At 40.4% G+C, this 15,147-nt stretch carries 16 protein-coding genes; 8 read left to right on the forward strand and 8 right to left on the reverse strand.

Going from position 1 to position 15,147, the window contains the following annotated elements; translation table 11 throughout:
• Positions 1-60 precede the first annotated feature (60 nt).
• On the forward strand, positions 61-861 hold the full coding sequence (locus tag L0B70_RS01340; protein WP_235142528.1) for a hypothetical protein: 801 nt from the start codon (positions 61-63) through the stop codon (positions 859-861).
• On the opposite strand, the gene L0B70_RS01345 is transcribed toward L0B70_RS01340, so the two are convergent.
• The gene (locus L0B70_RS01345) at positions 858-1,220 is read right to left on the reverse strand and encodes a hypothetical protein (protein WP_235142529.1); all 363 of its coding nucleotides are present in this window, start codon (positions 1,218-1,220) and stop codon (positions 858-860) included. The two genes, L0B70_RS01340 and L0B70_RS01345, sit on opposite strands and share 4 nt — an antisense overlap.
• A gap of 43 nt (positions 1,221-1,263) precedes the next feature.
• Between L0B70_RS01345 and L0B70_RS01350 the strand changes: the two genes are divergently transcribed.
• Both L0B70_RS01350 and mtaB read left to right on the forward strand, forming a co-directional pair.
• A complete protein-coding gene (locus L0B70_RS01350; protein ID WP_235142530.1) occupies positions 1,264-1,857 on the forward strand; it encodes a DUF1572 family protein in 594 nt (197 codons plus the stop codon).
• Positions 1,858-1,924: 67 nt separating this feature from the next.
• The gene (gene mtaB, locus L0B70_RS01355; protein WP_235142531.1) at positions 1,925-3,274 is read left to right on the forward strand and encodes a tRNA (N(6)-L-threonylcarbamoyladenosine(37)-C(2))-methylthiotransferase MtaB; all 1,350 of its coding nucleotides are present in this window, start codon (positions 1,925-1,927) and stop codon (positions 3,272-3,274) included.
• A gap of 143 nt (positions 3,275-3,417) precedes the next feature.
• Here the strand turns inward: mtaB and L0B70_RS01360 are convergent, their stop codons facing one another.
• The 4 genes from L0B70_RS01360 to mqo all read right to left on the reverse strand — a co-directional run bounded on the left by L0B70_RS01360 (position 3,418) and on the right by mqo (position 6,261).
• Positions 3,418-3,570 (reverse strand): hypothetical protein, encoded by a 153-nt coding sequence (locus L0B70_RS01360; protein WP_235142532.1) that lies wholly within the window; start codon positions 3,568-3,570, stop codon positions 3,418-3,420.
• A gap of 54 nt (positions 3,571-3,624) precedes the next feature.
• The gene (locus L0B70_RS01365) at positions 3,625-4,239 is read right to left on the reverse strand and encodes a DUF1684 domain-containing protein (RefSeq protein WP_235142533.1); all 615 of its coding nucleotides are present in this window, start codon (positions 4,237-4,239) and stop codon (positions 3,625-3,627) included.
• A 45-nt stretch (positions 4,240-4,284) separates the two neighbouring features.
• A complete protein-coding gene (locus L0B70_RS01370; protein ID WP_235142534.1) occupies positions 4,285-4,674 on the reverse strand; it encodes a hypothetical protein in 390 nt (129 codons plus the stop codon).
• Positions 4,675-4,755: 81 nt separating this feature from the next.
• Complete coding sequence (gene mqo / locus L0B70_RS01375) at positions 4,756-6,261, reverse strand: malate dehydrogenase (quinone) (protein ID WP_235142535.1); 1,506 nt, start codon at positions 6,259-6,261, stop codon at positions 4,756-4,758.
• A 368-nt stretch (positions 6,262-6,629) separates the two neighbouring features.
• On the opposite strand from mqo, the gene L0B70_RS01380 reads away from it, so the two are divergent.
• Positions 6,630-6,821, forward strand: a complete 192-nt coding sequence (locus L0B70_RS01380) for a hypothetical protein (protein WP_235142536.1) — start codon at positions 6,630-6,632, stop codon at positions 6,819-6,821.
• Here the strand turns inward: L0B70_RS01380 and L0B70_RS01385 are convergent.
• Positions 6,813-7,820, reverse strand: a complete 1,008-nt coding sequence (locus tag L0B70_RS01385) for an NAD(P)H-dependent glycerol-3-phosphate dehydrogenase (protein WP_235142537.1) — start codon at positions 7,818-7,820, stop codon at positions 6,813-6,815. The genes L0B70_RS01380 and L0B70_RS01385 overlap by 9 nt on opposite strands.
• Positions 7,821-8,048: 228 nt before the next feature.
• Here L0B70_RS01385 and L0B70_RS01390 point away from each other — a divergent pair, with 228 nt between their 5' ends.
• From L0B70_RS01390 to L0B70_RS01405, 4 genes are all read left to right on the forward strand, one after another.
• Positions 8,049-8,963 carry a M23 family metallopeptidase gene (locus L0B70_RS01390; RefSeq protein ID WP_235142538.1) on the forward strand — a complete coding sequence of 305 codons (915 nt, stop codon included), beginning with the start codon at positions 8,049-8,051 and terminating at the stop codon, positions 8,961-8,963.
• A 299-nt stretch (positions 8,964-9,262) separates the two neighbouring features.
• Complete coding sequence (locus tag L0B70_RS01395; protein ID WP_235142539.1) at positions 9,263-11,158, forward strand: DNA topoisomerase 3; 1,896 nt, start codon at positions 9,263-9,265, stop codon at positions 11,156-11,158.
• Complete coding sequence (locus tag L0B70_RS01400; RefSeq protein ID WP_235142540.1) at positions 11,158-11,379, forward strand: hypothetical protein; 222 nt, start codon at positions 11,158-11,160, stop codon at positions 11,377-11,379. Before L0B70_RS01395 ends, L0B70_RS01400 begins: the two co-directional genes overlap by 1 nt.
• 256 nt (positions 11,380-11,635) lie before the next feature.
• Positions 11,636-12,136, forward strand: a complete 501-nt coding sequence (locus tag L0B70_RS01405) for a peptidylprolyl isomerase (protein WP_235142541.1) — start codon at positions 11,636-11,638, stop codon at positions 12,134-12,136.
• 102 nt (positions 12,137-12,238) lie between these two features.
• On the opposite strand, the gene L0B70_RS01410 is transcribed toward L0B70_RS01405, so the two are convergent.
• Positions 12,239-13,948 (reverse strand): ATP-binding protein, encoded by a 1,710-nt coding sequence (locus L0B70_RS01410; RefSeq protein ID WP_235142542.1) that lies wholly within the window; start codon positions 13,946-13,948, stop codon positions 12,239-12,241.
• Positions 13,949-14,009: 61 nt separating this feature from the next.
• Positions 14,010-15,122, reverse strand: a complete 1,113-nt coding sequence (locus tag L0B70_RS01415) for a sensor protein KdpD (protein WP_235142543.1) — start codon at positions 15,120-15,122, stop codon at positions 14,010-14,012.
• Positions 15,123-15,147: the final 25 nt, after the last annotated feature.

Below are 15,147 nucleotides of genomic sequence, written 5' to 3' on the forward strand. Positions count from 1 at the left end.
TTGTATGAAAAAAATTCTTAATTTTAAAATCGTAAAATATTGATTTTCAAATTTTAAAGCATGAAAAAAGTATTTTCCGAAGAAGATCTTGGTAAAAATCTCTCGCTTTATTACCTGAACCGACATTTGATTAAAAAGCCCATGGAGCGCTATCACCGCGAAATCGACGGGTCGCAGCTTCACGACCGGGAGAAATACCGGAAAAAAGGCGAAATCCTTCTTCTCAATGCTTTTCTGCATCACTTTCCCGACCTAGAATTCGAAAATCTTGCTTGTGAAAGTCCGGATTTTATTGCGACCATAAAAGATAAGAAAATTGGCATCGAATTAACGGAAGTCATCAACCATCTGGCGATTAAAAAAGTAGAAAGCCAGCTCAATAAAATATTTCGGCAGGCCGAGATTTTACTGGAACAGGAAAATACGGTTCAATTTCGGGGCGTTTATTTTTTGGAACTTCGAAACATTTCGAAAACCGATCTCATTGATAAAAATGATGAAATTGTTCACAACATTGCGACCTGCATCAAAAAGAATAAATTCTTCGGCTACGTAAAGAAAATCCGGAAATCGCCACACCGCCGAAACGTTTTCATTACGTACGAATACGACATGACTTTGTTCGACGAACTTTCTGCGGAAAAGATAATTGAGGTCATTCAAAAGAAAAATGAAAAACATCCTTATTATGACCAAACCGTCGATGAATGTTGGCTCGTTATCGTATCTGATATGAATTCGTTAGCTTCACGATATACCTTCATTCAGAATAAAGAAAATTTAGAAAAAATTAAATCACCATTTAACAAAATTTACCACCTGGAAAATCTTTGCGGCAATTTAACGACTATAAAAGCTTAAAAACAGGAAGTATCTTTAAAATAATCTGAGAGTAATTTTATCTTTCCACATTCCGTAAAAGCGATAACGGTACAAATATTATTCGTATAAAAACCTTTTCCTTTCATGTTCCCAAGCGAAACAGTTTCGTAAAAGAAACGACCTTTCCCCAAGCTAAAAATCTCCGATTCTCTCCATTCTATGGTCTCATACTTTCTAAAAATGGCGCGAAACAACGCCAATATTCTGCTGTCTCCCTGAATTTCTTTTGCCGGCGGAATCCAAATTTTACTCTCTGCGTTAAACCATTTTTTCAGGTTTTCGACGTTCAGGGAATTCAAATCCTGCATAAATGAAGTTACTTTACAATCCATGCGCATATATACGATTTAATGCGTAACTTTAGATTTATTTTTCCCGAAAATGAAAGAATTATTCCTTAAACGCTTCCTTTTTTATAAAGATTTAGGAGACAAAACCTTCGAACAATTAAGTGATGACGAGGTTTTATGGCAATATAATGCCGAAAGCAATTCTATTGCAACAATAGTACAACACATTGCCGGCAATATGGTTTCGCGCTGGACCAATTTTTTGACGGAAGACGGCGAAAAAGAATATCGCAATCGCGATGCAGAGTTTTTAAACGACATACAATCCAAAGCCGAAATGATCGCGGTTTGGGAAAACGGCTGGAAAGTTTTACTGGAAGCCATAAACCTGATTACGGACGAAAACATTAACACACCAATTTTTATCCGCGGTGAAAAACATTCGTTATTGGATGCGGTTTTGCGGCAATTGGCACATTATCCTTATCACATTGGACAAATTATTTACGCTGCAAAAATGTTAAAAAACGACGCGTGGAAAACCCTTTCTATCGCCCGAAATAAATCCGCAGAATATAATTCGGAACTTCTGACAAAGCTGAATTCGACTGATATTCCACAAAACTCCTCACCCGTTTGTTATGCCAAAAGCGACGACGTTCGCGATGATTACAAATTAGAGTAAGTCCGATATTTAGCTCCTTGGATTTAAAATTCTGAATTCCTTATCTTTGCAGTCTCAAAATTAAGAATTGAACGCACGCTACTCCAAAACCGCCGCATATCATACCCTGGGCTGTAAATTAAATTTTGCAGAGACTTCTACTATTGCCCGCCAATTAACGGATGCGGGTTACGAAAAAGTAAGTTTCGACGAACCGGCAAGCGTTTACGTTATCAACACGTGTTCTGTTACCGAAAATGCCGACCGCGAATGTAAACTTCACGTGAAACGTGCAATGAAAGCCAATCCTGAGGGACTCGTAGTTATTTTAGGATGTTATGCCCAGTTGAAACCGGAGGAAATTTCCGCAATCACAGGCGTGGATTTGGTCTTGGGGGCAAAAGAAAAATTCAACATTTTGAGCTATTTGGAAGATTTGCAAAAAACGACTGACCATGGCATCATTCATTCCTGCGAGATCGACGAAGCCGATTTTTTCATAGGAAGCTACTCTATTGGCGACCGAACCCGGGCTTTTTTGAAGGTGCAGGACGGATGCGATTATAAATGTACTTACTGCACGATTCCCTTGGCGCGCGGAATTTCAAGGTCGGATACCATTGAAAATGTGGTAAAAAACGCGGCTGAAATCGCGGCAAAAGGCATCAAAGAAATTGTATTGACTGGCGTAAATATTGGTGATTATGGTAAAGGCGAGTTCGGCAATAAAAAACACGAACACACTTTTCTCGACTTAATTTCCGAATTGGATCAGGTTGAAGGTATCGAAAGAATTCGAATTTCCTCCATCGAACCAAATCTGTTAAAAGATGAAAGCATCGATTTGGTGGCAAAAAGTAAACGTTTTGTCTCGCATTTTCATATTCCACTGCAAAGCGGAAGCGACGAGCTGCTGAAAAAAATGAAACGACGTTATCTGACGAATTTATACCAAAACCGGATTGCGAAAATTCGCGAAGTAATGCCGGATTCCTGTATTGGCGTTGATGTTATTGTAGGATTTCCCGGCGAGACCGAAGAACTATTTTTACAAACCTACCGGTTTTTAACGGAACTTCCCCTAAGCTATCTGCACGTTTTCACCTATTCGGAAAGGGAAAATACGGAAGCTGCGGAAATGGACGGCGTCATTCCAATCCCCGAGAGAAAGCGCCGAAACAAAATGCTCAGAATACTTTCGGAGAAAAAGAAAATGGCTTTTTACGCAACGCAGGTGGGTAAAACGCTGCCTGTTTTGTGGGAACACGAAAACAAAAACGGCGTAATGTTTGGCTTTACAGAAAATTATGTGCGCGTACAAAAACCTTTTGATATCGCCTCTGTTAATAAGATCGAAAGTATTCAACTTCAGAAAATTCTGGACGACGGTACCGTATCTGTGGGTGTAAGCTTCGATCATTTTCTAGAAAAAGTTTAATGATACTTCCCATCCAGTTATAGTCAGGATTTTCAAGATCAAGAATTTAATATTCAAAAACAAAAACACCACAATTTAGTGGTGTTTTGCTTTAATATATATTTTTAATAAAATTGCTCAAAAATCTTGTGTTCAGCGCGATTCTATTTTACAGGTTGTGCTTCACCTACACTCATGCTCTGAAATAAATCGGGGAAAAACATCGTAAGCACAAAATAAAAGATAATTAACAAAGCAATTACGGCTATTGCGCCGATAACAAGCGGTCCAGGATTATTTTTTTTTGATGGTTCCATGATTTAATTTTTTATTAAATGGTACTGAGCTATTTTTATGCCACAAAACGTCTGTTAGTGGTGATATACATCGTGGTATTGTACGCCGGCTTCAATTCGCAGAGGTAAAAAATTTTCTTCCGGCACAATTGGGCAGTTGTAATCGTAGGCGTTATATGCACAGAAAGGTTGATAGCTTTGGTTAAAATCGAGAAGAATTTCGTCCGTTTTCGGGATTCTTAAGTCCATATATTTCCCGCCCCCATAAGTCTCCTTGCCATTTGTTTCATCGCGGAAAGGCAGAAAAAGATAATCTTCGAAACCCGGCTTTTTAATCAGATTTAAACTTTGATAGATGGATAAGGTGTATATTTTACCATCAAGTTGAAATGTTGCTTTACCGTATTCCATGTAAGGCTGGGTTTTTCCGGAAGAAGTTGGCAGATCGAAGGGAACGGCACTTTCGGTTCTTTTAAATTTTGCCTTGATTCTATATTTTAAATCGATTGGAAAAAATGGATGATCTTCGAAATTCGTAAAATTATCACCGCGCAGCGGCGTTTCTTTCGGATTTTGATATTCTGCATTGAGATCGGATTGAAACTTTCTGATGTCGGAGATCTGTTTTTTCGTGCTCTGCGAAAATCCAAAAACGGAAACCATTAATAAAACAAGGCTAAAATATTTCATTTTGTAGAATTAATTTCAATTATATTTTAAAAAAGAGAAACAGTTTTAAATCAATTTTACACGATAAACATCGCTGCCGTTGCGTTTGATGTTTTTCACATGAAAACCGCCTTCTTCAGGAATAATCTCCTGCAGATCAAACGTCGTACATTCCTTTGGCAATCCACTGAACACCAATGTAAACCAAAAATCCCTGAAGGGCGGCACTTCCGTCCAGTAGGGAAAAACAGAGATGTTTTCGTGATGAATCAATGCACTTCTATGTGCTAAACGATCATCGATCAAATAAGTAGAATTCCAGATCCTGATTAAACTTCCCTCAAAAAAGGTCGCCGGAAAGCAACAGTGAACGATCACCTGCTTTTCCTCTTCAATTTTGGTTTGGAGCGACTGCAGAACTTCCTGTACGATCTCGGGTTTTGTAATGGTTGGCATTTTATAGCGGAATAAATAATGGGCAAATGGTGATGGATATTTGAAAAAAATTGGTGATCACCCATCACTACATCTTAACAATTAATAGTGGAGTTGCAGCTTCTCTTTCGTGTAAGCTCGCATTTTCTCCGTGAGTTCGGCATTATCAGCCAATTTCTGACCGTAAGAAGGAATCATTTCCAAAAGTTTCTCTTGCCATTCATGTTCCAATTTTTCCGGGAAACACTTTTCAATCACCTGCATCATCGCATAAACCGCTGTAGAAGCGCCCGGTGAAGCACCTAAAATTGCGGCCACCGTTCCATTTGCGTTTACTACTACTTCAGTTCCGAATTCTAATTTTCCGCCCATTTTCGCATCTTTTTTGATGACCTGAACACGCTGACCCGCAATTTTCAATTCCCAGTCCTCTTCGTTGGCATCTTTAACAAACTCGCGCAAATGCTGAATACGCTGAGCCTTCGTCATCGCGACTTGCCGCACCAAATACTGGGTTAGCGGTAAATTATGCCACCAGGCACCAAAAAGAGAACGAATATTTTTAAAATTAATGCTTTCGGGCAGATCCAGATAACTTCCTTCCTTCAGAAATTTGGTGGAGAAACCTGCAAAAGGGCCGAAGAGCAGTGCTTTTTTGCCATCGATAATCCGCAGGTCAAGATGCGGAACGCTCATCGGCGGGGCATCTACGCTTGCCTGCGTATAAACTTTCGCCTGATGTTGCGAGATGAGTTCGGGATTGTGCGTAACCAGCCATTCACCGGAAACAGGAAAACCGCCGTAACCCGCACTCTCCGGAATATCGGAACTGTCGAGCAGCGGCAAAGCGTAACCGCCGGCACCAATAAATACAAAGTCTGCACGCACTTCCTGGGAGTGATGATGAATGCGGTCTTTCACTTTAATGCTCCAGGATCCGTCTTTTTCCAGATCCAGGTCTTTGGCTTCGTGATAAAGAAAAATTTCTACGGCGGAGTCTTCTGCTAAAAACCGGCCCAGTTTTCTGGTTAAGGAACCGAAATTCACATCTGTTCCCAAATCCATTTTTGTGGCTGCAAGAAATTCGGTTTCTTTTCTTTTGCTCATGATCAAGGGAATCCATTCCCGTAGCTTATCATGATCCGTGGTAAATTCCATGCCCTTAAAAAGATTAGACTGGATCATTTTTTCATGGCGTTTGCGCAGAAACTCCGTGTCGTCTTCTCCAAAAACCAAACTCATGTGCGGACAGGAATTGATAAAATCTTTTGGATCATCGATATATTTTTTCTGAATTAAGAAAGACCAAAACTGTTTCGAAATTTCGAACTGCTCCGCGATCGCTTCGGCTTTCGTGATTTCGATGGTACCATCTTCCTTTTCAGGCGTGTAATTAAGTTCGCAGAAAGCGGAGTGTCCGGTTCCGGCGTTGTTCCAGGCCGCAGAAGATTCGCGCGCAAATCTGCCGAGGCGTTCGAAAATGGCGATCTTGAGCGTAGGTTCAAATTCGTGCAGCAGCGTGGCGAGGGTAACACTCATTATTCCGCCGCCGATGAGAACGACATCGTATTTTGGTTTCGGTGTTCTTTTGGAAAGAGATTCGGGCATACATCTATAATTTGGTTGGTCCAATTTCGGGAAAAGTTTTGTTTTTAGAAATTAATTGGAAGAAAACATTTCCTGCAATTGATGAAATGTTGATTATTTTCGAAATAAAGAGAGCTTGGAGAATTTGCATATAATCTTGTCAAAGTTTTTCCAAATTTCGGTTTTGGGCACTCAGAGTTTGCAATTTTGAAAAAGAATCCGCTCTTTGTTAGTTGCGGAAACTTTCGCGCAAGGGCGGAGTGCGTTGTTGGAGCTTTTTACAAATTGCGCTTAGAATGCATATTGTCAAGGTTCTAAACCTTGACAAGGTTTTTCCAATTTCGGTTTTGGGCACTCAGAGTTTGCAATTTTGAAAAAGAATCCGCTCTTTGTTAGTTGCAAAAACTTTCGCGCAAGGGCGGAGTGCATTGTTGGAGCTCTTTTTGGGCGGCGGCGAAGCCGCCGCCCAAAAAAGCGACTGCACGCAGACCGACCGGCATGAGGGAGCGGCGGGCAAAACCGACGCAGGAGGTTTTGCCCGGAGCGACCAAGTGCCGGATGCGCCCAAAAAATTAATTTAAAACCGTCGTCAGTTTCTGAAAGACCTTTTCTGCGTTTTTTTCTTCGTAGAGAATCTGATAAACGGCATCGATAATCGGCGTGTCCATTTTGTTGTCCTGGGACGTTTTATAAATGGAATCTGCGGCATAATAGCCTTCTGCAATCATATTCATCGACTGAATGGCGGATTTCACCGTGTAGCCTTTGCCGATTAAATTGCCCAGATTTCGGTTTCGGGAAAAGAGGGAATACGCCGTTACAAGCAAATCGCCGAGATAAGCGCTTTCGTTCACGTCGCGCGGTGTTTCGTGGATGGCTTCCAAAAATACCTCCATTTCGCGGATGGCGTTTGTAACAAAAACCGCCGTAAAGTTATCGCCATACCCCAAGCCGCTGGCGATTCCGGCGCCGATAGCGTAAATGTTTTTGAGGATCGCACTGTATTCGTTGCCCATAACATCGCGGCTGCAGTTCACTTTAATAAAATGGGAGGAAAACAGCTCGTGCAGAATTTTCTGATTTTCGGCTACCGATGCAATGGTAAGGTAAGAAAGTCTTTCCATTGCGACCTCTTCGGCATGACACGGACCGGCAATGACAGCCTGATTTTTAAATTCAATCTGGAATTCGTGATGTAAATAATTGGCCACCACATCGTTCACTTTCGGTACAATTCCTTTGATGGCCGAGACGAAAAGTTTCCCCGCATAATCGCACGTCATTTTATCTAAACTGTCGGATAAATAAATGGAGGGCGTGGCAAGAACGACAATATCACACTGCGAAACAAACTCGTTAATGTCGGTGGTCATTTTCAGTTTTTTAATATCGAACTGAACGGCGGTAAGATAAGTGGGATTATGATGGCGAAGCTCGATGGCGCCCTTCACAAACTCATTGCGCACGCACCAGTGAACTACTTTGCAGTTTTCGGTTAACATCTTTACGATGGCTGTTGCAAAACTTCCGCTTCCGAGCACCCCAACAACAGGATGGTGCGTGTGATCTTTTTTATCCATAGTTTTTTACTTGAAGGACAAAGATACAAAAGTCGGCATGTCTAAAAAGTGAATCCGGTGACGAAATGTACTTCCCGAAATTTTTGTGAAAAACTTAACACCTTTAAAAATAATTTTTAACAGCCACATGCCGTTTAATTTTTCGTAAAGTAATGATCTTGCTGTCATTTGAAAAATTTATTTATTTTTGCAGACTCAAAATTTAACACTTGAACTCAAAATTTAGGAATGAAAAATCTTCTAAGCCATAAAAAAAACATTAATATAATACTGGGAGCTTTACTGACCGTTATTTTCGGGCAGGCGCTGTTTATAGGAAAGCTTTTCTCGGAGAAGGAAAACAAGAATTACGAGGTGAATCTCGTACAGATTAACACCAAAAAAGACAGCATTGATTATTTGGAGATGCGCAACGACCTGGCTTTGGTGGATCACACCGTGCGCGAACTGAACTCGTTCCTCGCGTCGAAAAATATAACCGATGGCAAGATTGAGATGCTTGCGCAGGACAGTATTTCGAACGCCGTTTACCTGGCGAAACAAAGCAACCGCTACAGCCAGTATTTGGTGGATCTGCAAAATAAACTTCAGCAGGTTCCACTCGGTATTCCAACGGATGGCTATATTTCTTCGAATTTTGGAAAACGCAAAAATCCGATCCCATTTCGAAATGTTTTGCTGGCGTCGGTAGGAAGTCCGAAAACTGAAGTGAAAGCTGCACCAAAATACACAGAGGAAAAAGACAGTTTGGGCAATGTAGTGAAAAGAACTTTACTGACCGACACAGATAAACCTGCAGAAAAAAACAATACGCCGGCGGAACCCGATCAAATTCAGTTTCATAAAGGATTAGACATTGCCGTTGCTTATGGCACGGATGTTCGATGTGCGGCAAAAGGAACAGTGATTTTTGCCGGCCAGAAAGGCGGCTACGGAAACTGCGTTATTGTTTCGCACGGCAACGGTTTGGCCACACTTTACGGACATCTTTCTGAAATATTGGTGAAAACCAACCAAATCATTGAAGTGAATCAGGTGCTCGCGAAATCGGGAAATTCCGGGCGATCAACCGGACCTCATCTTCACTATGAAGTTCACAAGAACAATACGCCGGTGAATCCGAAATTGTTTTTGAATCTCTAAATCAAGGCTAAAAACACAAACGCTTCCGTTTATCGGGAGCGTTTTTTGTTGGAAGAAGAGAATTACTAAAATTACGTTCACTTCAACACGCATTTGAACAAATGAGATTTCATCGATACCACCGAATTTTGATTTAATTTTTGAGAAACGTCGGTTCATCTGCATTGAAATCGGTTAAGTTCTATTCTTAAAATTTTCCAGGATGATTTATAAGAACAAAAGATTTTTGCCCTCATTTAAAGGTTCAGTTTAGATAAATTTACCCAAATTTGCAGCACGTCGAAAAATGAAGCTGAACCATGAAATTATGTATTGCAGAAAAACCTAGTGTTGCGCGGGATATTGCCAAAGTTTTGGGCGCAAACATGTCAAAACAGGGATATTTTGAAGGCAATGGTTATTGGGTAACCTGGACTTTTGGTCATTTCTGCACCCTGAAAGAACCGCATGATTACGAACCCCATTTAAAATCCTGGGCGTTATTTAATCTGCCGATTATTCCAGAGCCTTTCGGCATTAAACTGATTTCGAATGCGGGTGTTGAAAAACAGTTTAAAACCATTGAGAAATTGGTTACAGATTGCAATGAAGTGATCAATTGTGGTGATGCGGGCCAGGAAGGCGAACTCATTCAACGGTGGGTTTTGCAGAAAGCAAAATGCAAAAAACCCGTGAAGAGGCTGTGGATCTCGTCACTGACGGAGGAAGCCATCAAAGAAGGTTTCAATAATTTAAAACCTGCAGAAGATTATCAAAATCTTTATCTGGCGGGAAATGCGCGCGCCATCGGCGACTGGCTTTTAGGCATCAACGCGACGCGGCTTTTTACAAAAAAATTTGGCGGCAATAAAACCGTGCTTTCGATAGGTCGTGTTCAAACGCCGACTTTAGCCATGATCGTTCAGCGGCAAAAGGAAATCGAGGCTTTTTCCACGGAAGAATATTGGGAGCTCAAAACCAAATACCGCGACGTTCTTTTCACGGCCGCGATCGACCGTTTAAAAACAAAAGAAAAAGCGGAGAAAGGTCTGCACTATTTAAAGCAAAACATTTTCGAGATCCTCTCTTTTGAAATTAAAGAAGGAAAAGAGAAAAACCCAAGATTGTTCGATTTGACGGCATTGCAGGTTGAAGCCAACAGGAAATTCGGTTATTCCGCGGAAAATACTTTAAAATATATTCAAAGTCTCTACGAGAAAAAACATACCACTTATCCAAGAGTTGATACAACTTACCTGTCGGAAAGTCTCCATCCGAAAATCCCCGGAATTTTACAAAGCATGAATTTTTACAGCGACTTAACGACGCCACTTCTCGCTCAAACCATTCCCAAATCCAAAACGGTTTTTGATGATGCCAAAGTAACCGACCACCACGCCATCATTCCGACAGAAATCGCGCCGTCGGCAAGTTTAAGTCGCGAAGAAAAATTAATCTACGATCTGGTGGCGAAACGTTTTATTGCTGTTTTTTACCCCGAATGTAAAATTTCAAATACGTTGGTGGAAGGTCAGGTGGGCACAATTCCGTTTAAAACAACCGGCCGACAGATTTTGGAACTAGGCTGGCGCGAAGTGTATGTAAAAGACAATAAAGAAGAACCCGAAAAAAAGCATAAGGAGGACGAGCAGACGATTCCAGAATTTAAAGTTGGCGAAAAAGGTCCGCATAAACCCGTTATTCATCAGGGGAAAACAAGTCCGCCCAAAGCGTATACAGAAGCAACTTTGCTTCGCGCCATGGAAACTGCAGGTAAGCAGGTTGATGACGAAGAACTGCGCGAAATGATGAAAAATAACGGCATCGGAAGACCCTCTACCCGCGCCAATATTATCGAAACACTTTTTAAGAGAAATTACATTGAGCGCAAGAAAAAAAATATTTTAGCAACTTCCACCGGTGTTCAGCTCATCGATACCATTCAGGATGAGTTGTTGAAAAGTCCCGAATTAACGGGAGAATGGGAATTTAAACTGCGAAAAATTGAGCGTGGCGAATACGATGCTGCGCAATTTAAAGAGGAACTTATTACGATGGTAACAGATTTAACGCGGAAAGTCATCAACGAAAAAGCGAAAGCAATTTTTTTTGAGGAAGAAATTCAGACGAAAGAAAAAAAGAGCCCACACCACGGAAGATCACGACAATCATCTGGGAAGAAACGCAATGTCCGAAATGCAGGGAAAATAAACTAATGAAAGGAAAAACGGCCGTTGGCTGTACGAATTTTAAAGGTTGTGGTTTTAAAGTGCCGTTTCAGGTCTTCGAAAAGAAACTGACAGAAAAACAGATCTTGGATCTTGTAATCAAAGGAAAGTCTGCCAAACTGAAAGGTTTTTCAGATCACCCCGAAAATTTATCAGAAGGCATTTTGCGTTTGACAGGAGATTCCAAGATTGTATTGAAAAAAGACTAAACCTTTGTCCTTTTAAAAAACACATAATTTGGCTGATAATCAACGTTCACATTTAGTTAAAAATACAGAATAATTAAATGTCCTTAAACCGCTGATTTTCCTCGAAAAACTAAAATATTTTGCGACGTTAATGCTTTAAAAACGAACTGTAAATCTAAATTCTTACCTTTGCACCCGACAAGGTTTAACCGAAAAGTCAGCCGTTAAATCCTACCATTTTAATAAAAGGATAAAGATCCTTACTAACATTTATCTCATGACAATAGACAAAAATCACGTTGTAGCTTTACAGTACACGCTGCACGCCATTGAAGAAAACGGTGAAAAAACCTTCATCGAAAAAACAGATGCTGAAAATCCTTTCACTTTTTTATACGGTGTAGGAATGATGTTGCCAAAATTTGAAGAACACCTTCAGGGAATGGTTGCAGGCGATAAAAAATCGTTTACCATTGTTCCGGAAGAAGGATATGGCGACAAAGACGACAATGCCAAAACAGATTTGCCTTTGGCAATGTTCGAGGAATCCGGAATTCCGCCGGTTGGTGCCATTTTACCGTTGCAGGACCCGGAAGGAAATCATTTAAACGCGATTGTTTTGGAAGTTACGCCGGAAGCCGTTGTGGCCGATTTGAATCATCCAATGGCGGGGAAAACTTTGCATTTCGACCTGGAAGTAGAATCCACCCGACCTGCAACTGAAGAAGAGTTGGATCACGGTCACGCCCATGGTGTTGATGGAAACGAGGAACACTAAGCATTCTTTCTTACGAATTAAAAGCTGCAGTTTATTGCAGCTTTTTTCGTAATTGATCTTTCCAATCTATTTTTTTAGGCGGTTTTAATTTGTGTTCTTAAATTACAAAATCACCCAAAAAATGCTTCCTTCATTCACCGAACTGTCAACGCCAATTTCGCCGCCCTGTTTTTCAATAAAATTTTTGCTGATGGCCAAGCCTAAACCGGTTCCATTCTGGAAATCTTCGGGAACCTGAAAATATCGGTCGAAAACTTTGGAATGATATTTTGAATCGATACCTTTTCCAAAATCCTGCACGGAAAATTTAATTTTATCGGAAACATTTTCAGTTTTAATGATGATCTTTTTTCCAACTTCGGAATGTTTAATCGCGTTGGTTAGGAAATTATTGAGCACCCAAACCGTTTTGTCAAAATCAGCTTTGACGATCGAATTTTCTTCTGTTTTAATTTCTGTTTCGAGTTGAATTTCCTTATTTTCTGCAACAATCTGATTATTAGAAACCGCTTTTTTAACCAAATCTGAAACATTACAATCCTGAATATTCAGGCGGATATTTCCGCTTTCTGCCTGCGATAAATTCAGCAATTCTCCCGTGATGTTCAGTAACCGGTCGCCGTCTTCGTCGATGCTTTTTAAGAGTTCTTTTTGCTGTTCATTCAGCGTGCCGAACTTTTCACTTTTGAGCAGTTGCGTTCCCATTTTCATGGAGGAAATCGGCGTTTTCAATTCGTGCGAGACCGTAGCGATGAAATTCGTTTTCGCAAAGTCGAGTTCTTTGTAAGCGGTAATATTTCTGAGTAAAATCACTTTGCCGGCGTCTTTTTTCATTGTTTCTCCGGTGGGAATAATGCTGATCGGAATGATTTCCGGTTCAAAATAACTTTCTTTCTGATCGGCAAAAATTTTCATCGGCGCTTCGGATTTTTCTTCCAACGAGGCGTTTCGCAGTAATTCCCGCAACAGGTCATTATTTACGGCGATTTCGGAGGCAGTTTTCCCGGCCAGATCTTCGCGAACCAAACCCGATATTTTCAGGGCTTCTTCATTGATAAAGTTGATGTGATTATTTTCATCCAAACCGATCACCGGATCGTGCATATTGGCGATGAGCATTTCTACGCGCTTTTTATTCATCAGGTTTTTGGACAAACTGCTGTTTTGATATTCTTCGAGTTTTTTCGCCATCGAATTGAAGGAATTTGCGAGATCTTCAAATTCTGCGCTTCCTTTAAAATGAATGCGTTCATGGTAATTTTTATTTGCGATCTGTTTGATACTTTCCGTGAGTTCGCGAATCGGACGTGCAATATTTCCAGGCAAATTAAAAAGCAAAGTAAACGCAATTAAAAAACAAACACTTCCCAAAGAAATCACCCAGGTTGTCGCAGATTGAGAGGTCGCAATCGCGGTATCACTTTTTTGCACGATCGCACTCATGTTCAAACGCATCAATTCTACAAGATCATTTCGGATGAGTTTTTCCGTTTCAGAATTCGGGGTCTGCTCAAAATTTTGAAAATGCGTTCTTAAACTTTGATAGGCATCTTCTTCTCCTATTTCCGTTAAATTTTTACCTTCTAAAATCAAATTATTTTTAAAGATCTCAGTTTGAGTGCTGTCCTCGGAAATTTTATCCAAAGACAACATCATATTTTTAGAATATTCCAAAGAATTATAATTGGCGATCAGAATTTTTTCGGTATCTGATTTTTGTTTGTAAATATTGATGGCACTTACGACGGAAAGCAGGACGATCATCAGAAATAAAAGCCCGACACCGAGCGTAAGTTTGGTTTTAATTTTCATGGAAAAGAAATTAAATCAGAAAAATAATTTTGATACATTTTTAAAAATTTCAGCTGCAAATTTAAGACAGTATAATGATATCGACCTTTTCGTTCATCATCTCATTGACAAAGTTATGAAACCAGTTGAGTCGGAAAAACTGCTGAAAAAAATTAAGATGCGGTTTCCCGATGCAAACGGTCGTTATTTTGTTTTCCTGAACGTATTCAAGAATCGCCTCGGAAATAGAATTTCCATTCTTTTTCACCACTTGAGCGCCCATTTCCTGCGCGAAATTCAGGTTATTGATGAGGAACCGCTGTTTATCCAACGCAATTTTATCCGGATTTTCTTTCGGAATTTGCACATATAAAACCGTCCATCTGCTGTTGTAATAACTCGCCAAACGCGCGGTTTTACGAATCACGGCTTTTGCGGTTTTTTCGTTGCTGCTGATGCAGGCGAGAAATTTTTCAGGTCGCGTATTCACCGATTTCGTGACTTCGGTTTCCACTTTTTTCTCCACATGGGTTGCGACTTCCTTTAAAGCCAGTTCGCGCAACTGAAGAATATGATCGCTCTTAAAAAAATTATTGAGGGAATTTTGAATTTTATCTGCAGGATAAATTTTGCCTTCCTTCAAACGGGAAATGAGTTCATCGGCCGTTAGATCGATGTTGACCACCTCATCGGCAAGCGCCAAAATTTTATCCGGAACCCTTTCTGCGACTTCAATTCCGATGATATTTTTAACGCTTTCATTCAGACTTTCAATGTGCTGAATATTTACGGCACTAATGACGTTGATTCCGGCCTCGAGAATTTCCAGGACATCCTGCCATCTTTTTTTGTTCGCGCTTCCTTCTACATTAGTGTGCGCTAATTCATCCACGATCACAATTTCCGGATGATCATTAATGATGGCTCGGACATCCATTTCTTCTAAATATTTTCCTTTGTAAAAAATCGATTTTCGTGGAATCGCGGGAATACCTTCTACCAACGCAATCGTTTCTGCGCGAAGATGCGGTTCGATGTAGCCGATCTTAATATCAATTCCATGTTTCAACAAAGAATGCGCTTCCTGCAACATTCGGTAGGTTTTTCCCACACCGGCGCTCATTCCAATGTAAATCTTGAATTTTCCGCGTTTGGATTTCTGAATGAGTTCGAGGAAATGTTCGGCTGAAGACATTTTTTTTGAAATTAATTTTTTAAGA

The organism is Kaistella sp. 97-N-M2, assembly GCF_021513235.1.
GTDB lineage: Bacteria > Bacteroidota > Bacteroidia > Flavobacteriales > Weeksellaceae > Kaistella.